Source organism: Acidisoma sp. S159, from assembly GCF_009766125.1.
GTDB lineage: Bacteria > Pseudomonadota > Alphaproteobacteria > Acetobacterales > Acetobacteraceae > Acidisoma.
Genome location: NZ_LMUG01000059.1, coordinates 772,135 through 795,641 on the forward strand (window position 1 = coordinate 772,135; position 23,507 = coordinate 795,641).

The 23,507-nt window shown below is 66.1% G+C and carries 21 protein-coding genes; 11 read left to right on the forward strand and 10 right to left on the reverse strand.

The annotated features are described in order from the left end of the window. Window positions 1–8: 8 nt before the first annotated feature. From GSQ92_RS20365 to aroB, 3 genes are all read right to left on the reverse strand, one after another. Window positions 9–1,262: a sarcosine oxidase subunit beta family protein gene (locus GSQ92_RS20365; RefSeq protein ID WP_158804493.1), complete on the reverse strand. Its 1,254-nt coding sequence runs from the start codon at window positions 1,260–1,262 to the stop codon at window positions 9–11. 775 nt (window positions 1,263–2,037) lie between these two features. Further along, complete coding sequence (locus GSQ92_RS20370) at window positions 2,038–2,775, reverse strand: serine protease (protein ID WP_158804492.1); 738 nt, start codon at window positions 2,773–2,775, stop codon at window positions 2,038–2,040. Between the two features lie 63 nt (window positions 2,776–2,838). Next, window positions 2,839–4,524 (reverse strand): 3-dehydroquinate synthase, encoded by a 1,686-nt coding sequence (gene aroB, locus GSQ92_RS20375; RefSeq protein WP_371418046.1) that lies wholly within the window; start codon window positions 4,522–4,524, stop codon window positions 2,839–2,841. Window positions 4,525–4,569: 45 nt separating this feature from the next. Between aroB and GSQ92_RS20380 the strand changes: the two genes are divergently transcribed. The 4 genes from GSQ92_RS20380 to GSQ92_RS20395 all read left to right on the forward strand — a co-directional run bounded on the left by GSQ92_RS20380 (window position 4,570) and on the right by GSQ92_RS20395 (window position 7,326). Then, window positions 4,570–4,713: a hypothetical protein gene (locus GSQ92_RS20380; protein WP_158804491.1), complete on the forward strand. Its 144-nt coding sequence runs from the start codon at window positions 4,570–4,572 to the stop codon at window positions 4,711–4,713. Between the two features lie 10 nt (window positions 4,714–4,723). After that, the gene (locus GSQ92_RS20385; protein WP_158804490.1) at window positions 4,724–5,794 is read left to right on the forward strand and encodes an FUSC family protein; all 1,071 of its coding nucleotides are present in this window, start codon (window positions 4,724–4,726) and stop codon (window positions 5,792–5,794) included. Further along, a complete protein-coding gene (locus GSQ92_RS20390) occupies window positions 5,791–6,717 on the forward strand; it encodes a site-specific tyrosine recombinase XerD (RefSeq protein WP_158804489.1) in 927 nt (308 codons plus the stop codon). Before GSQ92_RS20385 ends, GSQ92_RS20390 begins: the two co-directional genes overlap by 4 nt. Before the next feature lie 75 nt (window positions 6,718–6,792). After that, the gene (locus GSQ92_RS20395) at window positions 6,793–7,326 is read left to right on the forward strand and encodes a DUF3833 family protein (protein ID WP_158804488.1); all 534 of its coding nucleotides are present in this window, start codon (window positions 6,793–6,795) and stop codon (window positions 7,324–7,326) included. Here GSQ92_RS20395 and GSQ92_RS20400 read toward each other — a convergent pair. The 5 genes from GSQ92_RS20400 to rplU form a co-directional block, all read right to left on the reverse strand. Then, window positions 7,313–8,503, reverse strand: coding sequence for an acyltransferase (locus GSQ92_RS20400; RefSeq protein ID WP_158804487.1), 1,191 nt, complete (start codon window positions 8,501–8,503; stop codon window positions 7,313–7,315). The genes GSQ92_RS20395 and GSQ92_RS20400 overlap by 14 nt on opposite strands. Before the next feature lie 80 nt (window positions 8,504–8,583). Then, the gene (gene proB / locus GSQ92_RS20405; RefSeq protein WP_158804486.1) at window positions 8,584–9,705 is read right to left on the reverse strand and encodes a glutamate 5-kinase; all 1,122 of its coding nucleotides are present in this window, start codon (window positions 9,703–9,705) and stop codon (window positions 8,584–8,586) included. Continuing rightward, window positions 9,705–10,733 (reverse strand): GTPase ObgE, encoded by a 1,029-nt coding sequence (obgE, locus tag GSQ92_RS20410; protein ID WP_158804485.1) that lies wholly within the window; start codon window positions 10,731–10,733, stop codon window positions 9,705–9,707. The genes proB and obgE overlap by 1 nt, the downstream gene beginning before the upstream one ends. Window positions 10,734–10,848: 115 nt before the next feature. Beyond that, window positions 10,849–11,115 (reverse strand): 50S ribosomal protein L27, encoded by a 267-nt coding sequence (rpmA, locus tag GSQ92_RS20415; protein ID WP_158804484.1) that lies wholly within the window; start codon window positions 11,113–11,115, stop codon window positions 10,849–10,851. A gap of 24 nt (window positions 11,116–11,139) precedes the next feature. After that, window positions 11,140–11,457: a 50S ribosomal protein L21 gene (gene rplU / locus GSQ92_RS20420; protein ID WP_158804483.1), complete on the reverse strand. Its 318-nt coding sequence runs from the start codon at window positions 11,455–11,457 to the stop codon at window positions 11,140–11,142. Between the two features lie 158 nt (window positions 11,458–11,615). Here rplU and GSQ92_RS20425 point away from each other — a divergent pair, with 158 nt between their 5' ends. Further along, the gene (locus GSQ92_RS20425) at window positions 11,616–12,263 is read left to right on the forward strand and encodes a flavin reductase family protein (RefSeq protein ID WP_254065791.1); all 648 of its coding nucleotides are present in this window, start codon (window positions 11,616–11,618) and stop codon (window positions 12,261–12,263) included. Window positions 12,264–12,439: 176 nt separating this feature from the next. Here GSQ92_RS20425 and hemF read toward each other — a convergent pair whose 3' ends face one another. After that, complete coding sequence (hemF, locus tag GSQ92_RS20430) at window positions 12,440–13,336, reverse strand: oxygen-dependent coproporphyrinogen oxidase (RefSeq protein WP_158804482.1); 897 nt, start codon at window positions 13,334–13,336, stop codon at window positions 12,440–12,442. 158 nt (window positions 13,337–13,494) lie between these two features. Here hemF and petA point away from each other — a divergent pair, with 158 nt between their 5' ends. The 6 genes from petA (at window position 13,495) to leuA (ending at window position 21,086) form a co-directional block, all read left to right on the forward strand. Continuing rightward, window positions 13,495–14,079: a ubiquinol-cytochrome c reductase iron-sulfur subunit gene (gene petA, locus GSQ92_RS20435; RefSeq protein ID WP_158804481.1), complete on the forward strand. Its 585-nt coding sequence runs from the start codon at window positions 13,495–13,497 to the stop codon at window positions 14,077–14,079. A gap of 17 nt (window positions 14,080–14,096) precedes the next feature. Further along, complete coding sequence (locus tag GSQ92_RS20440) at window positions 14,097–15,392, forward strand: cytochrome b N-terminal domain-containing protein (RefSeq protein WP_158804480.1); 1,296 nt, start codon at window positions 14,097–14,099, stop codon at window positions 15,390–15,392. Continuing rightward, on the forward strand, window positions 15,392–16,159 hold the full coding sequence (locus tag GSQ92_RS20445; RefSeq protein WP_158804479.1) for a cytochrome c1: 768 nt from the start codon (window positions 15,392–15,394) through the stop codon (window positions 16,157–16,159). Before GSQ92_RS20440 ends, GSQ92_RS20445 begins: the two co-directional genes overlap by 1 nt. Next, window positions 16,152–17,033, forward strand: a complete 882-nt coding sequence (locus GSQ92_RS20450) for an S-methyl-5'-thioadenosine phosphorylase (protein WP_158804478.1) — start codon at window positions 16,152–16,154, stop codon at window positions 17,031–17,033. Before GSQ92_RS20445 ends, GSQ92_RS20450 begins: the two co-directional genes overlap by 8 nt. Window positions 17,034–17,383: 350 nt before the next feature. After that, window positions 17,384–19,042, forward strand: coding sequence for a Na+/H+ antiporter (locus GSQ92_RS20455; RefSeq protein ID WP_158804477.1), 1,659 nt, complete (start codon window positions 17,384–17,386; stop codon window positions 19,040–19,042). A 367-nt stretch (window positions 19,043–19,409) separates the two neighbouring features. Beyond that, on the forward strand, window positions 19,410–21,086 hold the full coding sequence (gene leuA, locus GSQ92_RS20460; RefSeq protein ID WP_158804847.1) for a 2-isopropylmalate synthase: 1,677 nt from the start codon (window positions 19,410–19,412) through the stop codon (window positions 21,084–21,086). Between the two features lie 178 nt (window positions 21,087–21,264). Here leuA and GSQ92_RS20465 read toward each other — a convergent pair whose 3' ends face one another. Further along, window positions 21,265–23,199, reverse strand: a complete 1,935-nt coding sequence (locus GSQ92_RS20465) for a Hint domain-containing protein (protein WP_158804476.1) — start codon at window positions 23,197–23,199, stop codon at window positions 21,265–21,267. Between the last annotated feature and the right edge of the window lie 308 nt (window positions 23,200–23,507).

Consider the following 23,507-nt stretch of genomic DNA (forward strand, 5'->3'; position numbering starts at 1 on the left):
CCCGGCTCCTAATGCGCCACCGCCGCCGCGGCGGCTTCGTCGATGAAGCGGCCGGTGCGGAAGCGTTCGAGGCTGAAGGGCGCGTTGATCGGATGCGGCTCGTCCCGCGCGATGGTATGCGCGAAGACATGAGCGGAACCCGGCGTCGCCTTGAAACCGCCCGTGCCCCAGCCGCAATTGACGTAGAGCCCCGGCACCGGCGTCTTGCCGATGATCGGCGAGCGATCAGGCGTCGTATCCACGATGCCCCCCCAGCTCCGCAGCATGCGAAGTCTGCGATAAGCGGGGAATAGCTCGCAGATCGCATCCAGCGTGTGACTGGCGATATGCATCGCGCCGCGCTGCGTATAGCTCGTATAGGCGTCCGTTCCGGCGCCGATCACCATCTCGCCCTTGTCGGACTGGCTGATATAGGCGTGGACCGTATTGGACATGACGACACAGGGGAAATCCGGCTTCACCGGCTCCGACACCAAGGCCTGCAAAGGGTAGCTTTCCAGCGGCATGCGCAGCCCGGCCATCGCCATCACCACGCTGGTATTGCCCGCCGCCGAAACACCCACCTTCGGCGTCGCGATGAACCCGCGCTCGGTCTCGACACCCTCGACCGCTCCGGCCGCGTTGCGGCGAATTCCGGTCACGCCGCAGTTCTGGATGATATCGACGCCCATCGCATCGGCGGCGCGGGCATAGCCCCAGACCACCGCATCATGACGCGCCGTGCCGCCCCGCCGCTGCAAAGCGCCGCCGACGACGGGGTAGCGGATATTGTCGCTGATGTTCAGCGGTGGGCAGAAAGCCTTGCACTGCGCCGCATCAAGCCACTCGTTATCGACCCCGGCCGCGCGGTTCGCATGAACATGCCGCCTGAACACCTGCACGTCGTGCACCGTATGCGCCAGCATCAGCACGCCACGCGGCGAATACATCGTGTTGTAGTTGAGGGTTTCCGACAGCGTCTCCCATAGCTTCAGCGCGTGGTTGTAGAGCGCCGCGCTCTCGGGGAAGAGGTAGTTCGAGCGGATGATGGTGGTATTGCGTCCCGTATTGCCGCCGCCGAGCCATCCCTTTTCCAGGACCGCGATATTCCGCAGCCCGTGCTCCTTGGCGAGGTAGTAGGCGGCGCCGATCCCATGCCCGCCGCCACCGACGATCACCGCGTCATAGGCGGCTTTCGGCGCGGGCTCCCGCCAGAAGGGCTTCCACCCCTGATGGCCGCCAAAGGCGTGACGGAGCAGCGAGAGGCCGGAAAAGCGTTCCATGGGTCCGATCCTGCGCTGAAGCTGGCGGATCAGGAAGCCTTCATCTACCCAGCCCAGTCCAGTATGGAAGGGCCGGGCGATTTGAACAGATGCGACTAACCCGTCGCGGTCATTGGTGGATCGGCGGACCGGAATGGCAGAGAGCTAGGGCCAACGGCCCTCTGGCTAGCCAGGTGGCAAAACGGGATTCCCGCCATGCATATAAGCTTGGAGACGATCCAGCTGGTCCCAAAAATATCGCACGTCCTGCAATGCACCTCTGATGACATTGCCGGTCACGAACGTGGCTCCGGTCCACACCAGAGTTTGGGTCGCCGGTTGTCCAGGGCGTATCTGGCGAGCGTAAAGTAGAAATCGTTCGGACCCGCAGGCGTTTGCTGATTCACGTAGGAACTGTAGGGATTGTTGAAGCTGACGCCAGACATGTTCGTTTTCCTAATTCTGTTGCTGTCGCAGACTGAGCGCCACCTGTCGCAGGTGATGCGATGGCAGGCGACGGAAAGCCGATTGAGGTAGCGGCTGTCCTCTACGCAGCACTCCTTTGTACAATCCTTTAGATTCGCGGATAAGCCGACTGTGCGCCGGCCGTCGTTCTACAGCGCCTCGGTCATTTGCGAGAGAGGCGAAAATCCCCGCTCGCGGGGACACAAGCCGGTCCCAAGCCTGATTGACGCAGGCTGCCAATCAAGGGTCGGATTGCCCCGTAAACGGCGAGACAAAATTCCGGAAAAGCGGGCCTAGTGTTGTGATGAAGGAAAGCGTCGCTTGTCGGAGATCAACGCCCCGTACCCATCGCTTCTGCGTCAAGGGGTTCCGCGATTCCAGTGCGTCCACCCGGGCCTATGATCGCTACCTCCAGCCCGACCACTGCCCAATGACCATCCGGCTGCCGCGCGAAAAGCGGTGCCCCGCTGGTGCCCTGTAGGCCGAGGCAATCATGCAGCAGCAGCCGGTGGCCGCCGGCATCCACGCCGAAACCAATCAGACGACAATCAGGATCGGCCTCGGCGACTTCCGCCCGATCACGGTTGTAGCCGCCGAGCAGAAGCGGCACTCCAGGTCTCGGTGACACGTGCGAAAGGCCTGCCATATCCCCGGCCGGGCCGACCGCATGATCGAGCGTGAGAAACACGCGATCGACGCCGAGGCTTCGATCCTCCGCCGCCGGATCGTAGCCCGGCTCGACCACGAAACTCACGACGCGCGCATGATCCGCATAGGCACCGGCGGCATAGCGCCAGAGGAAATGCACGGAACTCGGCTGCACGAAGCGTCCGGTGCTGCGGCGGTAGAGGCAATGCGCCGCCGTCACCACCAGGCGTGGCGCGAGCAGAAAGCCAGTGCAGCGCGCGCCAAGCTCCGTCTGCACACGCCCGACTGCTCGCCAAGGCGGCTGCGACAAATCCACCACGACGCGCCGATGCACGGGTGCACTGCCGGCGCTCGCAACGTGAGGGGCGAGGGCCAGGAGAAACGCCAGTACAGGACTCAGCCACGCGCGCGAAATGATCATTCGCCGCCGATACACGCTGATCGTTACGAATCACCAAAGAGAGCGGCTACAGCCACGCGTCCGCTATTCCGCGCAGCCATCCTCGCGCAACACCGCCGCGACCGCCTCGGGCGGCACGTCCTTCGATGTGAACGCCTGCCCGATGCCGCGGACGAGCACGAAATGCAGCGCGCCGTCCCGCATCTTCTTGTCCTTCCGCATATGCGCGATCAGCCGCGTGGCGGAGAACTCCCGCCCGAGATCGCGGATCGAGGCTGGCAGCCCGACCGCCTGAAGATGTCGCCGCAGCCTCGCCCCGTCCTCCGGCGCGCAAATCCCCAGGCGCGCGGATAACGCGAAGGCCAGCCCCAGCCCCACGGCCACCGCTTCGCCATGCAACAGCCCGCCGCCATAGCCGCTCTCGGCCTCAAGCGCATGGCCGAAGGTATGTCCGAGGTTGAGCAATGCGCGCCCGTCATTGGGTCGCTCCTCGCGCTCGTCATCCCCCACCACGCGCGCCTTGAAGGCGCAGGCCCGCCAGATCGCCTCCGCCTGAGCCGCGCGGTCGCCCAAAACGACCGCTGCGCCGTGCACCTCGCACCAATCGTAAAGCTCGGCATCGGCGATCAGCCCGGCCTTGACGATCTCCGCATAGCCCGCGCGCAGCTCGCGTGGCGGCAGCGTAGCCAAAACATCGGTATCGGCGATGACCAGGCGCGGCTGGTGGAAGGCGCCGACCAGGTTCTTGCCCTGCGGCGTGTTGATGCCCGTCTTGCCACCGACACTGGAATCGACCTGAGACAGAAGCGTCGTCGGCACCTGGACGAAAGGCAGCCCGCGCAACGTCGAGGCGGCGGCGAACCCCGCCAGATCCCCCACCACGCCGCCGCCGAGCGCGATGATCGCCGTGCGCCGCTCCACGCCCGCATCCAGCAGCGCTTCGGTCAGCCGGGTCCAGCCCTCGATCGACTTGCTTGCCTCGCCCGGCTCGACCTCGACCGTCGAGAACTCAAAGCCGGCGGCTTCCAACCCGGCGGCGAGCGCTGGCAGATGCAGCGCCGCGACGCTGCGATCCGTCACCACGATCGCCCGCTTCTGCGGCAATACCGGCGTCAGCAGCGCTCCGGCGCGCGACAGCAAATCCTCGCCGATGACGACGTCGTAACCGCCGCCCACCAGAGCGACTTCCAAGCGGCGCGGGAGCTGCAGGGAATGCAGCGTCGCCTGCAGCCGGTCGGCGGCTTCGTCCAAAGGCTCGTCGCGGGAATCCATGATCAGGTCGGCCTCGGCATAGATGGGATGGCGCTGGTCAATCAGGCGTTGCAGCACGGCGGCGGGGTCGTCGGTCATCAGCAGCGGGCGATGCGTCCGCCCGGACACCCGTCGCAGCAGCAGCGGCAGTGGGGTCCGCAGCCAGACGGACAGCCCCCGGTCGCGGATCGCGGCGCGAGTCGTCGGATCCATGAAGGCGCCCCCGCCGGTCGCGAGAACCACGGGCGGTCCCTCCAGCAGGCGGCGGATCACCCGGCGTTCGACATCGCGGAAGGCCGGTTCCCCGAATCGCTCGAAGATCTCGGCGATGCTGCAACCGGCCGCTGCCTCGATCTCGTGGTCGGCATCGACGAAAGGCAGGCCAAGGCGCGTCGCGAGTCGCCTGCCAACGGAGGTCTTCCCAGCGCCCATCAGGCCCACCAGCACGATGCTGGGGCCCGCGTGGGGGGAGGGAGCCGGAGCCTCATCGGGATCCAGTGAGCTGTTGCGTGTGGTCACACCTGAGGGTAGCACAGCCTCGGTTTCGGAGGGCAGACCACCCGGATGCGCCAATATGTTCTGATTCTCATCGTCTTCCTGCTGATCGTGGTCATCGGCGGATTCCTGGCGCTTGGGCTATTTCCCCTCCCGCTTCACCAGCACCCCGTGCACCAGACTTTGCCGACGAGCGCTGTCGGCGCCCAGTGACGATGATGCCGTGAGATCGGTGCACGGCTTTTCATTCTCTGCAGTGACGGCCTGGCTGGATCGGGTCGACCCCGGCACGCATCGCCGCATCAAGGGGCTTCGCCTCGTCAGCGCCTATGCCGTCGCCTGGATGCTCGGCGCCCTGCCGGGACTCGCCCCGGGCTTGCATGGCCGCGCCGCCATTCCAGTCTTGGCCGCCGGCATAGCCCTCTGGGCGAGCGTCTCGGAAGCGCGGATCAAGCGGGCGGACTCGTCGCGGGATCTTCTGGTTCTCGTCGCGGCCGGCATGGTCGGTGCCGTCCTCATGATACTCCTGGGGTCGTTGCTGACCGGGCCGGACCTGCCGGGTCCCGAGGCAGCGTTGCTGATCGGTGCCTTCGCCGTCGGCTATATGCGCCGCTACGGCGTGCTGGGCGCGGGCATCGGCTCGCAGATCTTCATGGGCCAGCTCTACGCCTTCACCGCCGGCGTGAAACTCGATGACTTGCCGATGGTTGCCGTCGCCGGACTCGTCGCCATGGTCGCGGCGGTGGTGCCCCGGGTGCTCAGCGGACCCGCCGAACATCCCGCTCTGGCACGTGAAGAGCCGATCCCCGCCGGTCTCACGCCCCAAAGCGTCGCCGTTCGGATGGGTCTGCAGGGGGCCGCCTCGGCACTGGTGATCGTGCTTCTGAGCGATGCGGTCAGGTTGCAGGAATCCGCCTGGGCCATCACCGCCTGCACCTATGTCATCGCGGGCTCACGGGCCTCGACGCTGCTGCGCGTGCGGCGGCGCATCCTGGGAACAGCGGTGGGCGTGCCGCTTGGTCTCGCCCTTTTGCCGGTCGCGACGGACCTGCCCGTGCTGGTCTTCGCCGCGGCCGCCGTGGCCATGGTGATTTATGCCATGGCGCTGCCCGAGCGCTACGACATCGCCTGCGGCGCCTATGCCTTCGCGCTGATCATCACACTTTACGCGACCGGCCAGGCCTCCTCCATCGGCCTGCTGTTGTCGCGCGGCTGGGAGACGCTGATCGGCGGCGCCCTTGGCCTTCTGGCGGCGCTCGCCTTCATGCCGCGACGGGAAGCCGTGCCCCCATGAGCGGTAGCGGCACCCGCCACCTGGAAGCCTTCCTCGAGATGATGGCCGCCGAGCGCGGCGCCGCGCGCAACACGCTCGCCGCCTATCGCGCCGATCTCGAGGATCTGGCGGCGCATCTGGCGGCACGCGGCCTGGGATTGGGCGGCGCGGATCAGGCGGCTTTACGCGACTACCTCGCCGCCATCACGGCCGCCGGCCTGTCGGCACGTACCCAGGCGCGGCGCCTCGCGTCGATACGCCAGTTCCACAAATTTCTTCTGCGGGAGGGCCTGCGCAAGGACGACCCTGCGCGGCTCCTCGATTCGCCGAGGCTTCATCCGTCATTGCCGAAGAACCTCACCGAGGCGGAGGTCGATCGGCTGCTGGAGGAAGCCGCCGCCGCGCCGGGCCTGCCCGGGCTTGCGATGCGCGCGGGCCTGGAAATCCTCTATGCGACCGGCCTGCGCATCTCGGAGATGCTCGCTTTGCCCGCCGCCGCCCTAACGGCGAATGCCGAAATGCTCCTCGTGCGCGGCAAAGGAAACAAAGAGCGCATCGTGCCGCTCTCGGACGCGGCGCGAGAAGCCGCATTGACACTGCGCCAGGCGCGTAACAAGCCGGGCCGCTGGCTATTTCCCGGACGCGACGGAGTTCGGCCGTTGACGCGCCAGGCTTTCTTTCTGCAACTCAAGCAACTCGTCCTGAAAGCAGGCATTGATCCGGCGCGTGTCTCGCCGCACGTGCTGCGGCATTCCTTTGCGTCCCATCTTCTCGCGCGGGGCGCGGATCTGCGCAGCCTGCAGATGCTGCTCGGTCATGCCGATATCGCGACGACCCAAATTTACACGCATCTCCTGGCAGAACGGCTGCAGAAGCTCGTCGAGGAGCACCATCCTCTGGCACGGCCCAGCCCTTCGAGCGCAACCGCCAAATACCGGGCTTAGTCATCACGTCATCGGCTAGGCCCGCATCCGCCGAGACCACTCCGTCGTTAATTGGCCGAATCACGGAGACGCCTCATGCGCTTTGCCACCCGCCTCGCCGCGACCGGCTCGGCCCTTCTCCTGCTCGCCGGCTGTGCGCGGCAGCCGGTTACCGCCTTCGCTGATCGAACCCCGCAGTTCCATGTCGAGCAATTCTACAACGGCCATTCGAGAGGCTACGGTTTCTTCTTCTCGCGTGGCGGCGACGTCGTGAAGCAATTCACCGCCGATGAAAACGGTGTCTGGGACGGGCAGACACTACGGCTGCACGAGCACTATCTCTTTTCGGATGGCAAAACGCAGGATCGCGACTGGACTTACACGCGCGATGCCGACGGCACATGGATCGGACGCACGCCGGACGTCGTGGGCGTCACGCGAGGGCGCGAATCAGGCAATGCCTATCGCATGCATTACACCTTCGACCTCGCCAGCAGTGGCTCGAACCACACGCTCGACTTCGACGACTGGCAATGGATGGTGGCGCCGAAGATCATGATGAACCGCGCATGGGGAACGAAGTTCGGCATCGAGTTCGGCGAGATCGAAGCGACCTTCATCCACGACTGAGACGGGTGTCGCCGCGTGGCCTGAGCAGCCAGTCGCCCAGTCGCCGGACCACGCGGCGTCCCGGTACCTCCACCCAGCGATGCGCGGCCATCGCGACGCCGAACAGGCTGACGACGAAGCAGAAGGCGATCACGCTTTCCGCCACCCAATGCGGCATCTGCAATGGCAGCACGATGCGCGCCCAGTTCAGCGGCCCGATCCAGACATTGTGCAGCACGTAGATCGCATAGGAGAGCACGCCCGACTGGAAGATCGGCCCCCAGGCAAAGAACCTTCCCAGCGCGCCACGATCGCAGGCGAGGCACAGAACGAGCGGCGGAAACAGCAGGAACAGCACGAGATCGGTCACGTGCAGCAGAATTCCGCCCAGCAGCAGCACGACCACCAGCCAGCCCAAACCACCGCCTGCGAATTGCGCCACCGGCGCCCAGCGATAGATCCGATACGTCACCAGTCCGAGGATGAAGCCGCCCAGGCAGCGCACCAGAGGCACCAGCGTCCGCCCGTCGAAAGCGTCGAGCCGCCCGTTATGGCCCATCCCGTCATGCAGCGTGAGGAAGCCGGCCAGTAGGACGAGCCCAACGCCGATCAGCGCCGCGCCTAGCGCCAAGGGCCAGCGGCGAAACAAAATCGGTGCCAGCATCAGGGGAAAGAGAAAATAGGCCCCCCACTCGGTGCTGATCGACCAGGTTGGATTGGTGATCGCCCGAGAAATTCCCCAGGATTGGATCATCAGCGAATTGGCGATGAGGTCCTTGACCGGATGCTCCGGATTCATCGCGAACCAGTAGTGCGGCACCTGAATGCTGCCATAGGCGGCGAAAGAATAAGCCACACGCGCCGCGAGGAAGACGATGTAGAGCGGATAGAGCCGCGCGACACGCCGCATCAGAAAGATCAGCGTGCCACGCACGGTCGGGCCGTCATGAAACATACGCCCGTAATTGAGCGCCATCACGAAGCCGCTCAGCACGAAGAAGATATCGACCGCGAGATAGCCCCGCGCCACCAGTTGATGCAGCCCCCACGGGAACTGCTCCGAGGGATAGACGTGGTAGGCAATGACCAGACAGGCGGCGACCCCACGAATACCGGTCAGCGCATCGATTTCCTCCTTGCCAGCAGGGGCGATGCGGTCCTGGCGAATGCGCTCCGTGGCCGGGGCAATGCTCGTCATCTGATCCATGCCTTGGTGATGCCGAGGCTTCGTGGCGATTTTGCGGAGGAGTGGTTTCGGACCGAGGGCAGCGTCTCGCGCTAAACGAGCACCAGATCGTCGCGATGGATCAATTCGTCGCGACCGCGCCAGCCGAGGATCGCTTCAATCTCCTCGGAGCGGTGGCCGATGATGCGCCGGGCGTCCTCACTGTTATAGGCAGAGAGGCCGCGCGCGACCTCCGCCCCATCGGGCCCCTGCACGCGCAGGGCATCGCCCCGCGCGAAGGCGCCGGTCACCGCGCGCACCCCGGCCGGCAGCAGCGACCGCCCGCCGACCAAGGCGCGGGCTGCGCCGGCATCGACGGTGACGGCGCCCAAGGGTTGCAAACTGCCGGCGATCCAGCGCTTCCGCGCGGAGCGGCCATCGGCACTCGGCAAGAACCAGGTGCAGCGCGCGCCCTCCGCCAAGGCCCGCAACGGATGCGGCATATGGCCGAGCGCAATTGCCATGGCGCAGCCCGCCCCGGTCGCGATCCGCGCGGCGGCGAGCTTGGTCCGCATCCCGCCGGACGAATAGCCCGGTGGCGGCTCGCCCCCCATCACATCGATCTCGGCGGTCACGCCCTGGACGACGGGAATATGCGTCGCAGCGGGATCACGGCGTGGATCGGCGGTGTAGAGGCCGTCGATGTCGGAGAACAGCACCAACTGATCCGCCTGCACCATCTCGGCGACACGCGCGGCCAGCCGGTCATTGTCGCCGAAGCGGATCTCCGCCGTCGCCACCGTGTCGTTCTCGTTGATCACCGGCACGCAGCCGAGGCCGAGCAATGTCGTCAAAGTCGCACGGGCATTGAGGTAGCGCCGCCGGTCCTCGCTATCCTCGATCGTCAGCAGCAGTTGCGCGGCGGTAAGGTCTTGCGCCGACAGACACTCGCTCCACGCCTGGGCGAGACGGATCTGGCCGACAGCGGCGGCTGCCTGCTTCTCCTCCAGCCGCAGCCGCGCCTGGGTGAGCCCAAGGCTGCGCCGGGCGAGGGCGATGGCGCCTGAGGACACGATGATGACCTCGGTCCCTCCACGCCGTAGCTCGGCGATATCGGCGGCGACCTCGGCAAGCCAGGCCGAGCGCGGCGAGGCGCCGTCTTGATCCACCACCAGCGCGCTGCCGAGTTTGACAACCAGGCGTCGGGCGTCGGCGATGCGGGGCAGGGGAGACATCAGGCGGTCGCGGCGGTTCTCGCCGGTTCCGCGGTCCGGCCGTCGTTGATGATCGTCATGAGCGCCCGCAGCGCCTCTGGCACGCCCTGGCCGCTGATTCCCGAGACGACCAGCACCGGCCGCCCCGAAGCCTTCGCCAGCGCCGCGCGTCGTGCCGAGAGGGCGCGCGGCTCGATCGCATCGGCCTTGTTCATCACCAGCACTTCCGGCTTGTCGGCGAGACCGCCGCCATAGGCGCGCAATTCTTCACGGACGGTGCGCCATGCGGCCACTACGTCCCCCGCCGCGCCATCGACCAAGTGGATCAGCACCGCGCAGCGCTCGACATGACCGAGGAAGCGATCGCCGAGGCCCACGCCCTCATGCGCGCCCTCGATGAGGCCGGGGATATCGGCGAGCACGAACTCTTCGTAAGGCGTCGGCCGCACCACGCCGAGTTGCGGGATGAGTGTCGTAAAGGGATAGTCGGCGATCTTCGGCCGCGCGGCGGAGACCACCGAGAGGAACGTCGATTTCCCGGCATTGGGCAGCCCGACCAACCCCGCATCGGCGATCAGCTTGAGGCGCAGCCAGACCCAGCGCTCCTCGCCCGGCCAGCCGGGATCGGCGCGGCGGGGCGCGCGATTGGTGCTGGTCTTGAAATGGGCATTGCCATGGCCGCCGTCGCCGCCGCGGCAGACCAGCACGCGCTTGCCCAGCGTGTCGATGTCGGCGAGCAGCGTCTCGCGGTCCTCAGCCAGGATCTCGGTGCCGACGGGAACCTTGATGATCCGGTTTTCGGCATTGGCGCCGGTGCGGTCACTGCCCGCTCCGTTGCCGCCCTTGGATGCCTTGAAGTGCTGGGCATAGCGGAAGTCGATAAGGGTGTTCAGGCCGGGCGCACCCTCGAAGATGACATCGCCGCCGCGCCCGCCATTGCCGCCATCCGGGCCGCCGAACTCGATGTATTTCTCCCGCCGGAAAGCGGCCGCGCCGTTCCCGCCGTCACCGGAGCGGAGGTAGATCTTGGCTTGGTCGAGAAACTTCATGGCGGAAGGCCCTGGGGGCTTGGTGGCGAAGGCGTCGCGGGTGGAAGAGGCGGCCGAAAACGCGGAAAGGGGCCAGCGGTGCCGGCCCCTTTCCAATCAATCGAAGAGGCGGCGGCTATTCGGCGGCGACGGCCAGCGGCACGACCGAGACATGGACCCGCTCGGCCTTCTTCTCGAAGCGGACATGGCCGTCCACCAGAGCGAAGATCGTGTGGTCCTTGCCCAGACCGACATTGGCCGCCGGCTTCATCTTGGTGCCGCGCTGCCGAATGATGATGTTGCCGGCAACGACGCTCTCGCCGCCGAACTTCTTGACGCCGAGGCGGCGTCCCGCGGTATCGCGCCCGTTACGGGACGAGCCGCCGGCCTTTTTGTGAGCCATTGCTGTGTCTCCTGTATGAAGCGGTTAGGCCGCGACGATTTCGCCGATGCGCAGCACGGTGACGTGCTGGCGATGGCCGTTCTTCCGGCGGCTGTTCTGCCGGCGGCGCTTCTTGAAGATGATGATCTTGTCGAGCCGGTCCTGCGCGACAACGGTCGCCGTAACCGAGGCGCCGGCGACCAGCGGAGCGCCGATCGAAACCGCGCCGCCTTCCTCGCCGATCGCGAGAACCTCATCGAGGGTAATCGTGCTGCCAGCCTCGGCCTCGAGCTTCTCGACCTTCAGGATGGCGTTCGGCACGACACGATACTGCTTTCCGCCCGTGCGGATGACTGCGAACATAGTCCTATATCTCTCTTTGCTGCGCCCTCGTTGGAGCGGCTTCTTTTTATGAGGCCAGGCGCGGGCAAGCCGCACTCCAGCCGGCGGCCCTTACGCGCGCCGGGGGCCGGATGTCAAGAAAAGGCGGCGCCACTCGCCCATGCGTGACGGCGCCGTGCATGGCCAAGCCGCCATGGGCACGATATCCAGGCGTCATGCAAGACACCCATTTCTACGAGCCCGCGAGCGGCCACCGGCTGCCCCATGACCCCCTCAAGGCGATCGTGGCACCCCGCCCGATCGGCTGGATCAGCACGCTGAGCACCGAGGGCGTGGTCAATCTCGCGCCCTACAGCTTCTTCAACATGGTCTGCGACCGGCCGCCCATGGTGATGTTTTGCAGCGAGGGCTGGAAGGACAGCGTCCGTAACGTCTCGGATACCGGAGAATTCGTCGCCAATCTCACGGTGCGCCCGCTCGCCGAGGCGATGAACATCACCTCCGCCGTGGTTGATCCTGATGTCGATGAGATGGTGCTCGCGGGCCTCGCCGCCGCGCCCTCCAGGCTCGTCAAGCCGCCACGCGTGGCCGCCGCTCCCTCGGCACTCGAATGCCGCAGCATCTCGATCGAGCGCCTGCGGGACATCGATGGCCGCGAGGGTTCGCATTGGATGGTCATCGGCCAGGTGGTTGGCGTGCACATCGACCCGACTTTCCTGACCAACGGCCGTTTCGACACTGCCGCCGCCCACACCATCGCCCGCTGCGGCTATCGCGGCGACTACACGGAAGTCTTGAGCCTCTTCGAAATGGTCCGCCCGCGTTAGGGGCGCCGCCTGCCGGGTCTTTGTCCAATCGGCCGAAGCACCCACCCCCGTCATGGCACGCGAAGGCGTGCCATCCACGCCTTCCTTTTACGCCGCGATCAAAGGCGTGGATCCTCGGCCTTCGCCGAGGATAACGAGAAGTGGGGGGACGAGGGGCGACCGCGCCACGCCACGCCTCAAGGCCATCGAACCTCGGGTGGCAGGCTCATCAGGATCGCCTCGATATTGCCGCCGGTCTTCAATCCGAACAGCGTGCCGCGATCGTGCAGCAGGTTGAACTCCACGTAGCGCCCCCGGCGGACAAGCTGGTGGTCGCGCTCCTCTGCGGTCCAGGCTTGCCCCATGCGGTGGCGCACAATCGCCGCATAGCCGCGCAGAAAGGCGAGCCCCACATCGCGGGTGAAGGCGAAATCGCGTTGGACGTCGCCGCTGCGATAGTGGTCGTAGAAAATCCCACCCGCACCGCGCGGCTCCTTCCGGTGCGGCAGATAGAAGTAGCGGTCGCACCACTCCTTGAATCGCGGATAGAGTTCCGCCCCGTAGCCCTCGCAGGCCCCGCGCAACGCCTCGTGAAACGCCGCCGCATCCTCAACCGCCGATGGCGACTCGAGGCGCATCGGCGTCAGATCCGCGCCCCCCGCGAACCAGCCCTCCCGCGTGAAGATCATCCGCGTGTTCATATGCACCGCCGGCACGAGCGGGCTCTGGAGATGGGCCACCACGCTGATCCCCGAGGCCCAGAACCGCGGATCCTCCGCGGCGCCCGGGATCGCCCGGCGCATCTCCTCGCCGAATTCGCCCCAGACCGTCGAGATATTGACGCCGACCTTCTCGAACACCCGGCCACGCATCACGCTCATCACGCCGCCGCCGCCGTCGCTGCCATCTTCGGTCGGGCGCTGCCATGGCTTTTCCTCGAATCGCCCGGCGGCGCGATCGGCGAGCGGACCAGTCTGCTCCGCCTCGATCGCCTCGAATTCGGCGCGAATCAGGTCGCGCAGATCGCGGAACCACTCGGCCACGGGCTCGCGCAATGCGGCATGTTCGCTCGCCTCCGAGGCGGGATCGTCCATCGTTCGGGCTCTCTGTGTTGCCCTGGCGTGTTGCCAGGGATCGGGCCGGGCTTCTAGTATCCGGTCAACGACTTGCCACGCGTCCGTCTCTGCTGTTGAAGCATGCAGCGGGCGACGTGGTGCCTTCGGACGGCGTCCGGCATGGATCGAGGTGGTGGATGGCTGGACCTGCTCCCGAAACGGTGGCGACCGGAGCCGCGGCGGCGGCGCATCACGAGGACCATCCGGGTCCGCGCCGCGATTTCCTCAAAATGACACTTGGCGCCTCGCTCGTGGTCGGTCTCGGCACGGCGATATGGCCGTTCCTCGACACCATGGACCCGTCGAAGAACCTCATGGCGCGAACCGCGGTCAGCGTCGATCTCGCGGCGATCCCCGTGGGCTCCGGCATCACCGTGATCTGGCAGGGCAAGCCCATCCTGGTCCGTCACCGCAGCCCGGCGGAGATCACCGCCATGGCCAATGTCGATATTCTCCAGCTCCGCGATCGCGCGTCTGACCTGTCCCGCGTCAAGACCGGCCACCCCGAGTGGATCGTCGTCTACGGAACCTGTGGGCCTGACGGCTGTGTCGCCACCGGCAACCAGCCTTCCGACAATCGCGGCAAATGGGGCGGCTGGGTCTGCCCCTGCACCGGCAGCGAGTATGACGTCTCCGGTCGTGTCCGCAGCGGCCCGGCGAAGCAGAATCTCGGCGTGCCACCTTATGATTTCGTGTCCGCCACGAAGATCACCATCGGCTGACCGGGAGCACTGAGACGATGGCCCAAGAGCCTCAGACCGCCCAAGGCTCCGTCGCCGCTCCCGCGACGCGCGCCAACTGGGCGCGCAACCTCTTTGTCGAGACGCCACCCGGAGCCAGTTTCCCCTATGGCGAGACCCGCCTGCCACGCAACCAGGGGGTTCTCTGGCATTTCGGCATCCTGGCCGCGGTCTCGCTCAGCCTCATGATGCTGACGGGCGTGTTCCTGGCGATGAACTATGTCGTCGGCGTCGATCCCTTCGCGACCATCCAGTATCTGATGCGCGACGTGAGCTACGGCTGGCTCATCCGGCTCATGCACATGGCGGGAGCCTCGATCTTCTTCATCGTCGCCTATGTGAATCTGGCGCGCGGTATCTACTACGGAACCTACAAGGCGCCGCGCGCGCGCATCTGGCAGCTTGGCCTCGTGACGCTCATCCTGATGCAGATCACGGCCTATACCGGCTATCTGCTGCCGTGGGGCCAGATGTCCTATTGGTCCACGCTGGCGCTGGCCTGGACGCTGGGGGGCATCCCCTTCGTCGGCCATGGCGTGGTGCGCTGGATCCTCGGCGGCGATACGCTGGGTGCCGCGACGCTCACCCATTTCTACACCTTCCACATCCTCTTCGCCTTCGCGGTGGTCGGTGCCGTCTATGTCCATATCCGCGCCATTCGCGAGAACGGTCCGAGCAACCGCGACGGTGTCGAGGCCGTCGCGGCCGAGGATGTGCTGCCCTTCCACCCCTATTACACGGTGCGCGCCGGTCTCGCGGTGCTGGTGTTTCTCATCCTCTGCTCGGTGGTGGTGTTCTTCATCCCCTATACCTTCGAGCATGCGGCGAACTTCCTGCCCGCCGATCCCTTGGTCGTTCCAAGCAACATCGTGCCGCAATGGTATCTGCTGCCTTTCTACGCGATCACCCGCTGCGCGCAGAATTCCTTCATCGCCCTCGTGCTGGTGCTCGCCGCCTGGGCCGTGCTCTTCGCGCTGCCCTGGCTCGACACCTCGGCGACGCGCAGTGCCCGCTATCGCCCGATCTTCCGCCCGGCGTTTTGGGCCTTCATCGTTCTCGTCATCCTGCTCGGCTGGGCTGGCGCGCATCCGACGACAACGGGTTGGCTGCTGCTCGATCGGCTGTTCACGCTACTGTATTTCGTCTTCTTCCTCATCGTCCTGCCGCTGATCGGCGCGATCGAAACCCCGACACCCTTGCCGGTGCCTGCTTCGCCGAGGCTCGGCGGCCCCGCATCGGGCGCCTGGCCATCCGTGACGACGCTGCCCGGCACGCGCGGGCTGGAGACCTCGTGATGCGCCGCTTCTCCCGCACGCTTTTCGCCGTGCTCGCCCTGGGCGGCGTGTCTCTTCTCGCGGCGAACCAGACCGCGAGGGCGGCGGACCCGCAGCGCTGGAGCTTCGAGGGACCGCTCGGCACCTTCGACCGCGCCTCCCTGCAGCGCGGCTTCCAGGTCTATCAGCAGGCCTGCGCCGCCTGCCACGCGTTGAGCCACCTGCGCTACGGTGATCTTGAGGGCATTGGACTTTCGGATCACCAGGCTGCCGCGGTTGCCGCGAATGCGATGGTTCCCGGCGGCTATGACTCCAATGGACTGGCCGTGCTGCGGCCCGGCATCGCGTCGGACTTCTTCCATGACCCCTGGCCTAATCCCCAGGCCGCACGCGCCGCATCCAACGGTGCCTATCCGGTCGATCTGGCGCTGATCACCCGCCAGCGGCAGGGCGGCGCCGATTACGTTTACCGTCTCCTCACCGGCTACGGTGACGCGCCTCCCGGCGCCGCGATGTTCAACAACCGCAACTGGAACGACGCCTTTCCCGGCAACCAGATCGCCATGGCAAACCCATTGCGCGCCGGCCAGATGACCTTCGCGGACGGCACCAAGGCGACGGTGCCCGAGATGTCGCACGACGTCGCGACCTTCCTAGCCTGGGCCTCCGACCCCTCGCTGGAGGAGCGGCGCATCACCGGTGTCCAGGTCATCCTCTTCCTCGCCTTCCTCACGTTGCTGACCTACCTCCTGAAGCGCCGCATCTGGACGGGCCTGCCGCGTGACTGACACCGTGGAAACCGTGCTCGGCGTCATCGGCGGCTCCGGCCTCTATGATATCGCGGATCTCGAGGAGAAGGAGTGGCGGCGGGTCGAGACACCTTGGGGCGATCCCTCCGATTCCCTGCTGTTCGGCCGGCTGCACGGGCTGCGCTGCATCTTCCTGCCGCGCCATGGCCGAGGCCATCCGCTGTCGCCGACCGACCTCAACTACCGCGCCAATATCGACGCGCTGAAACGCTCCGGCGCGACCGATGTGATCTCGCTCTCCGCCGTCGGTAGCCTCAAGGAGGAATTGCCACCCGGCCATTTCGTGATCGTGGACCAGTTCATTGACCGCACCTTCGCGCGGGAGAAAAGCTTCTTCGGCCGAGGCTGCGTCGCCCATGTCTCGATGGCGCAACCCGTCTGCGGCCGGCTCGGCGATGCGCTGGAGAAAACGGCGCGTGAACTCGGCCTGCCGGTCACGCGCGGCGGCACCTACATCACGATGGAAGGGCCGCAATTCTCGACCTATGCCGAGAGCACCCTCTATCGCTCCTGGGGCTGCAGCGTCATCGGGATGACCAATATGCCCGAGGCCAAACTCGCCCGCGAGGCCGAGCTTTGCTACGCGACGGTCGCCATGGTCACCGACTATGACTGCTGGCGCGAAGGCCATGACGCAGTGACGGTGGATGAAGTGGTCCGCACGCTCTTCGCCAATGCGGACAATGCCCGCAACCTCGTCCGCAAGCTGGTGCCGTCGCTGGACCTTAACCGGCATGTCTGCCACTCGGGCTGCGACCGCGCACTCAATCACAGCCTCATCACCGCCCCGGCGCATCGCGACCCGGCGCTCCTCGCCAAGCTCGATGCCGTCGCGGGGCGGGTCCTGGCTTAGGCCGGTGATCCGCCTCCGGCACCTTCCTGCGCGGGATGGGTGATGCCGGCGATGACCGGGCCTCCAATCGAATCACATCGCGACGGGGCCGAAGACGAGGCGCGGACGCGCGGCTCTCGCCAAGCATGAGATGGACGGGACGGAGGCCGAGGCTCCTGACGACGAGCCTGCAGCGAGATGTCTCTAGGTCTAACCTCGCTCATTCCACTACGTCATGCTCGGCGAAGGCCGAGCATCCACGCCTTGCTTGCGAAACAAAGGCAAGGCGTGGATGGCGCGCCTTCGCGTGCCATGACGGATCTCTGGGGCGCGGCTCCGCATTAGATCATCACGCTCTAGCGAAACGCTAGATGCACCTCGTCACCACCATCCTCCTGCTGCTCTTCGTAACTGCCCTCAGCAATCTGGCGGTCGGCGTGGTGCGCGTGCCTTTGCCGCTGCTGCAAGTCGCTATTGGCGCTCTGGCAGCCTATGCCGGCCTCCGCGTCGATTTTGATCCTGACGTCTTCCTCCTTCTTTTCATCCCGCCGCTGCTCTTCGCCGACGCCTATCGCATCCCGAAGCGCGAGCTGATGGAGGAGCGCGGGCCGGTTCTAGCGCTCTCCGTCGGCCTCGTTCTCTTCACGGTCGTGGGCTTAGGTCATGTCGTGCATTGGGTGCTGCCCGTTGTTCCTCTGGCGGCCGCCTTCGCGCTCGCCGCCGCACTCTCTCCCACCGATGCGGTTGCCGTCAGCGGTGTCCTTGCCGGAAGGCCCGCCCCGCGCCGCTTCATGCATATTCTGGAAGGCGAGGCGCTGCTCAACGACGCCTCTGGCCTGGTGTCCTTCAGTTTCGCCGTCGCCGCTGTCGTGACGGGCACCTTCTCCTTCGGCTATGCGGCGGCGAGTTTTGTCGTCATCGCGGTGGGCGGCCTCGCCGTTGGTGCCGCGCTGGGCTACGGCTTCGCCCTCCTCGACAAATACGTGCTCACCCGGCGGATCGATGAGGCGGCGATCTACGTCACCTTCGTCATGCTGCTGCCCTTCGTCGCCTATCTCATCTCCGAGGAAATCGGCGTCTCTGGCATTCTCGCCGCGGTCAGCGCTGGCCTCACCAGCAATGCCATGAACCCCTTCGGCGGAGGCAAGAGCCACACCCGTCTGGGGACCGCGGCGATCTGGGGTGTTGTCGAATACGCCTTCAACGGCGTGATCTTCCTGCTGCTCGGGCTGCAGCTTCCGGAGATTTTTCGCGACGGTATCCGGCTTACGCGGTCCGCGGGCTATTCGCCTTGGGATCTTTTGGCGCTGACCCTGGTCGTGACCGTGACGTTATATGCGCTGCGGTTGGTCTGGGTCGTCGTCTCGATCGCGGCACGCCGGCTGGTCTACTCCCTCCGCCGCAAAAAATTCCCCAATCCGGGGATGCCGGAGATGATGGGCCTCGCTGTCGCGGGGGTGCGCGGTGCCGTAACCCTCGCGGGCATTCTCTCTCTCCCGCTCGTCACCGCGAACGGCCACCAATTTCCGGCGCGGGCCGTGCTGATCGCGGTCGCTGCCGGCGTCATCCTCTTCTCGCTCGTGATCGCGGCGGTCGGTCTTCCGCTGCTGCTGCCTTTGATGCACATGCCGGAAACCGACCCGATCGCGGAGCAGGCCGCACAGGCCCGCCGCGAAATGGCGGAGGCGGCCGTCCAGGAAATGCAGCGTCTCCGCCCCCAGGCGCTTGCCCGGCGGACCGGCGACGCCCTGCTTGCCTATGAAAGCGCCAGTGACATGGTGCTCGCGGATTACGGCCGCCGCCTGCAAAGCCACGACGATCACGATGTCGCCCATGACGGCGCTTTGGCCGAGCAACGCTCCGAGATGGCGATCCGGCTACGCGCCGTGCGTGCCGAGCGGGTCGAGCTACGCAGGCTCCGTACTGCGCGCCGCCTTAATGACGAGACGGTGCGCTTGCTGCTCGAAGAACTGGACTTCGAGGAGCAATCGCTGACGCGGATGGGCGAGGCGCTGCGGCGGACCGGCTGACGGCCATTCGGCGGACGCATGCCGCTTTCGCGCCCTTTCGCTTGCAGCGCCGCTTCTGCGCGGGCAATGATCACGACATGAGCGATCGTAGGAATATCAGCGCCAAGGCGCTGTTGGGGCGACTTACCACCCCGGCCTTCTAAAGAAGGTCGCGCCTTGCCGCGCGCTGATCCGGCGCCCGGCACTCCTCTCCTCCGATCTTTGCGAAGTCTCAATGTTTCCCTGCACCAATCGGCTACCGAGCCTAAAACCTTCCGGCGCGCGTTTCGCGCGACTTCGGTGCGGTCGCGCTCGCTGACGGCCAGCGCGCGACCGTAGCCAGCCGCCCGAGCCCCGAGACCGTTACGGAAAGAAAGAGCGCCCCATGATGCTGAGCGCCCCAGCCACCAAATACCACGCCGCCGCCACCGTCGATCTGCCCGACCGACAATGGCCGTCGCGCCGCCTGACCCAGGCGCCGCGCTGGTGTTCCGTCGATCTGCGCGACGGCAACCAATCGCTAATCGATCCCATGGATGGGGAGCGCAAGCGGCGTTTCTTCGATCTGCTGATCAAGTCAGGCTTCAAGGAGATCGAGGTCGCGTTCCCCTCCGCCTCGCAGACCGATTTCGACTTTGTTCGCATGCTCATCACCGAGGGTCTGATCCCTGAGGATGTCGCGATCCAGGTGCTGACCCAGTCCCGCGAGGAACTCATCCGCCGCACCATCGACAGCCTGGACGGCGCGCATCGCGCCATCGTCCACCTCTACAACGCGACGTCCGAACTGTTTCGCCGCATGGTCTTCAACCAGGATCGCCAGGGCACGATCGATCTCGCCGTCTCCGGCACCCGGCTGATCCGCCAGCTGACGGAGGAGCGGCCGGGCACCATCTGGACCTACGAATACTCGCCGGAGACCTTCAGCTTCACCGAGCCGGAATTTGCCCTCGAGGTATGCGAGCGCGTGATGGACGAATGGCGCCCGACGCCCGATCGCCCCATCATTCTCAACCTGCCCGCGACGGTGGAGGTAGCGACTCCCAACGTCTATGCCGACCAGATCGAGTGGTTTTGCCGCCACATGTCGCGCCGCGACAGCGCCATTATCTCGGTGCATCCGCATAACGACCGCGGCACCGGCATCGCGGCGGCGGAATTGGCCCTGATGGCTGGTGCCGATCGCGTCGAAGGCTGCCTGTTCGGCAATGGCGAGCGGACCGGGAATGTCGATATCGTGACGATGGCGCTCAATCTCTACACGCAGGGCGTTGATCCGAAGCTCGACTTCTCGGACGTGCCTTCGGTGGTGCGGACGGTGGCGCATTGCAACCAGATCGAGATCCATCCCCGCCATCCCTATGCGGGGGACTTGGTTTTCACGGCTTTCTCGGGATCGCATCAGGATGCGATCAAGAAGGGCTTCGCCGCTCGCGCGAAGCAGAACGATCCGACCTGGGAAGTGCCCTATCTGCCGATCGACCCGGCCGATATCGGCTGCTCCTACGAGGCGGTGATCCGCGTCAACAGCCAGTCCGGCAAGGGCGGCGTCGCCTGGATCCTGGAGCAGGATCAGGGCCTCCGCCTGCCGCGCCGCCTGCAGATCGCCTTCAGCCGCGTCGTGCAGGAGATCGCCGATGGCACCGGACGGGAAACGACGACCGCCGATATCGTCGCCGCCTTCCGTCGTGCCTACCACCTCGACGGCGATGGCCGGCTCGTCCTGGTCGACTACACAGTCACCGGGGCGGACCGCAGCAGGCGTTTCGTCGGCCGGATCGAGATCAACGGTGTGGGGCGGGTTATCGAGGGCACGGGCAACGGCCCGCTCTCCAGCTTCACCGATGCGCTGCGGCAAGGCTGCGGCATTGCGCTCGACATCGTCAATTACGACGAGCACGCGATCGGCAAAGGCTCCGGCACCCAGGCCGCGGCTTACATCGAATGCGCTCTGCCGGATGGCCGCACGGTTTATGGCGTCGGCATCGATGTCGATAGCGGCGAGGCCTCGATGAAGGCGGTGCTGAGCGCAGCTAACAATGCGTTTGCAACGGGGGCTTTGTAAGCCGCCGCTCGCCGCACACACCGTCATGGCACGCGAAGGCGTGCGGGGCACCCCGTGCCATCCCGCCTTGCCTTCGTGGAGCAAGTAAGGCGTGGATGCCCGGCCTGCGCCGAGCATAACGGGACACCTGCGGAACTGGTCAACACAACCCACAACACGACTTTCAGCCCCAACCCGCTCACTCCACCTCCGCCCGCATTGCCTCCGCCCGTCGCGTCAGCGCCTCTCGCACCCGCTCGACCGGCGGCCCGGTGACGCAAAGCGCGGCGACCGCTACGCCATCCCACAACAAGGGCAGATCCTGCCGCAGCCCGCCGAACAACGGATGTGCGTCGCTCACGCCCTCGTCGAAGACCTGCCGGTCGCCGGAATCGAGGTAACTCTCCACCGGCAGCCCCTCCGCCAGGATCACCTCATGACGCGGCAACTGGATGTGGAAGTAGTGGATCTCGTCCCGCCCGGCCTGCCGCACGCTGACGCCATTGATGAGATGCTTGATCGGGATGAGCACGTCCTCCGCATGAACGGCATGGTCCGGCGACAAAAACAGATCGCGGAGAGGCGCACCTGCCCCGAAGGCTTCCGCCCCAATTCGAACCGGCCAAACGGCATGCGGCGAGACGTGCCGCCGGCAATCCACCCGGCGCCGGCCGAGCCAGCGAATCGCCTCCGCCCCGCCCCGCGCGACGGAGACCAGATCGCCGACCCGCAGCGTTTCGACCTCTGCCTCGCCGGAGGGCGTGCGGATGCGCGTGCCCGCGGCGAAACACGCCATCCCGAGCGCCTCGGCGACCGCGGCCGGCGCCTGGATCAAACCTGCGCCGCTCTGCGCCGGTGACGCCATCGATATGGCGGAGGCTTCGAGCCCCGCCGTCACCTCGGCAGGTGTAAGCGCTGGATTGGCCTCGAGCATGAGCGCCGCGACTCCGGCCGCCACCGCCGCTGCCGGGGAGGTTCCATAGAACGGCGCGAATTGCCGTCCCACACTCGTCGTCGCGCCATCCGGCGCGACGAAGGCGATCCCCGATGTCGCCTGCGGTATGGGTAGCGTCACGCCATTGCCGTCGAACAGCAATTCCCCGCCGCCATATTGCGAGAAACCTTCAACGACCGGCGGCGACACATCCTCGGACGGCGTTTCATCGACATCGACGGCGCCGACATTGTTGACGCCGGGGACTAGCGACTGGCCGGAGAGATCGCCGTCTCCGCCGCCCTGGAAAGCGAGCGTGCCCGGATCATTCGCCAGATCCAGGCGGATCGTTGTCGGCGCCGGGCCATCCGCCAGCGCAACCACGATCGAGAAATGCCCGTCGGAGCCGGCAGGCGCCGTGTAGTCGAGATCCTGATACGGATTGCCGCCTGACTGGTCGGCGACCGACTCCGCCACGATCTGGCCGCTGCCGTTCATAAGGTAGAGACTCAGGCTGTCGTCGGAGCCTTCACCTGAGGCGCCCCCGCCGCCGATGCTCGCGAAAGGCTGGTCCCAACTGAGGCGAACATCCACTTCGGTCGCCCCCGGCGCCAAGGTCAGCGCGTCCTGATACACCCTCGGCGCGAAGCTCTCGGCGGTTACCTCGCCCAGGCCGGCAATGGTGGTGAGCCCAGCGCTGAAAGTCGTCTGGTCGTAATCGGCGCCGTCATTGCCAGCGGCGGTGAAGTAGTCGCCGCCATCCGCGATGAAACTCGCGATCGCGGTGTCGAGGTCGTTGCCGAGCTGGAAGGTCGGCTCGTCGCTTGTCGAAACGTCGTCCACAATGATGTTGCAGCCCGCTGCCGCCAAGGCGTCCACGGCGGCGGCGAAGTTCCCTTGGGTCGCATCGCCGGTGCCGTCGGTCACATCAGCGAAAGCGATCGCCGCGCCGGGCGCCGTCTCGTGGATCAACTCTGCCATCGCGCGGCCTTCGTTGGTGCCATCAGCGTTGTCGGTCAGGATCTGGATCCCCGCTGGCAGGTAGCCGCTGGTCACATCCGCGGCATAGCTGCCATCCGCATCGAAACTGTCGGAAATGATCCCGACCTTGATCCCTGCGCCATCCACCGAATAGGTCGAGCGAGCCAGGGCGCCCTCGACGGCGGCATCGGCGGTGTCGTCGGGGATGAAAACCGGCATCGAATTGATTTACCTGCGCTTGCGGCTGGGCTGCCGCCCGCTCAGGAACTAGCGCCGCAAGATAAAAATTCCGTTACACTTGCGTTTTCGACGTGGATTGCGGCGACCGTGTCGCCTGCCGCCGCAGGACCGGTTTCGAGGGGTTCCCAGCGACCGAGCCACAGCCAAGGATTGCATTCCAAGCGTGTTAACCAGTATTCGGTTAACTGCTATTATTGCGTTGCAGCATAAGGGGTTAGGGGTCTTGCAGGCCGTGCCGCTCGCGGTACATAGCTATCGCTTCGAGAGACCGCCGCCGCCGCCAGCCT

What these genes read in the sequence shown, in the direction of transcription:
- GSQ92_RS20365 (WP_158804493.1), bottom strand. Translation starts at nt 1,262, where the DNA reads ATGGAACGCTTTTCCGGCCTCTCGCTGCTCCGTCACGCCTTTGGCGGC.
- GSQ92_RS20370 (WP_158804492.1), bottom strand. Translation starts at nt 2,775, where the DNA reads ATGATCATTTCGCGCGCGTGGCTGAGTCCTGTACTGGCGTTTCTCCTG.
- GSQ92_RS20380 (WP_158804491.1), top strand. Translation starts at nt 4,570, where the DNA reads ATGCGCCAATATGTTCTGATTCTCATCGTCTTCCTGCTGATCGTGGTC.
- GSQ92_RS20390 (WP_158804489.1), top strand. Translation starts at nt 5,791, where the DNA reads ATGAGCGGTAGCGGCACCCGCCACCTGGAAGCCTTCCTCGAGATGATG.
- GSQ92_RS20395 (WP_158804488.1), top strand. Translation starts at nt 6,793, where the DNA reads ATGCGCTTTGCCACCCGCCTCGCCGCGACCGGCTCGGCCCTTCTCCTG.
- GSQ92_RS20400 (WP_158804487.1), bottom strand. Translation starts at nt 8,503, where the DNA reads ATGACGAGCATTGCCCCGGCCACGGAGCGCATTCGCCAGGACCGCATC.
- proB (WP_158804486.1), bottom strand. Translation starts at nt 9,705, where the DNA reads ATGTCTCCCCTGCCCCGCATCGCCGACGCCCGACGCCTGGTTGTCAAA.
- obgE (WP_158804485.1), bottom strand. Translation starts at nt 10,733, where the DNA reads ATGAAGTTTCTCGACCAAGCCAAGATCTACCTCCGCTCCGGTGACGGC.
- rpmA (WP_158804484.1), bottom strand. Translation starts at nt 11,115, where the DNA reads ATGGCTCACAAAAAGGCCGGCGGCTCGTCCCGTAACGGGCGCGATACC.
- rplU (WP_158804483.1), bottom strand. Translation starts at nt 11,457, where the DNA reads ATGTTCGCAGTCATCCGCACGGGCGGAAAGCAGTATCGTGTCGTGCCG.
- GSQ92_RS20425 (WP_254065791.1), top strand. Translation starts at nt 11,616, where the DNA reads ATGGCCAAGCCGCCATGGGCACGATATCCAGGCGTCATGCAAGACACC.
- hemF (WP_158804482.1), bottom strand. Translation starts at nt 13,336, where the DNA reads ATGGACGATCCCGCCTCGGAGGCGAGCGAACATGCCGCATTGCGCGAG.
- petA (WP_158804481.1), top strand. Translation starts at nt 13,495, where the DNA reads ATGGCTGGACCTGCTCCCGAAACGGTGGCGACCGGAGCCGCGGCGGCG.
- GSQ92_RS20440 (WP_158804480.1), top strand. Translation starts at nt 14,097, where the DNA reads ATGGCCCAAGAGCCTCAGACCGCCCAAGGCTCCGTCGCCGCTCCCGCG.
- GSQ92_RS20445 (WP_158804479.1), top strand. Translation starts at nt 15,392, where the DNA reads ATGCGCCGCTTCTCCCGCACGCTTTTCGCCGTGCTCGCCCTGGGCGGC.
- GSQ92_RS20455 (WP_158804477.1), top strand. Translation starts at nt 17,384, where the DNA reads ATGCACCTCGTCACCACCATCCTCCTGCTGCTCTTCGTAACTGCCCTC.
- leuA (WP_158804847.1), top strand. Translation starts at nt 19,410, where the DNA reads ATGCTGAGCGCCCCAGCCACCAAATACCACGCCGCCGCCACCGTCGAT.
- GSQ92_RS20465 (WP_158804476.1), bottom strand. Translation starts at nt 23,199, where the DNA reads ATGCCGGTTTTCATCCCCGACGACACCGCCGATGCCGCCGTCGAGGGC.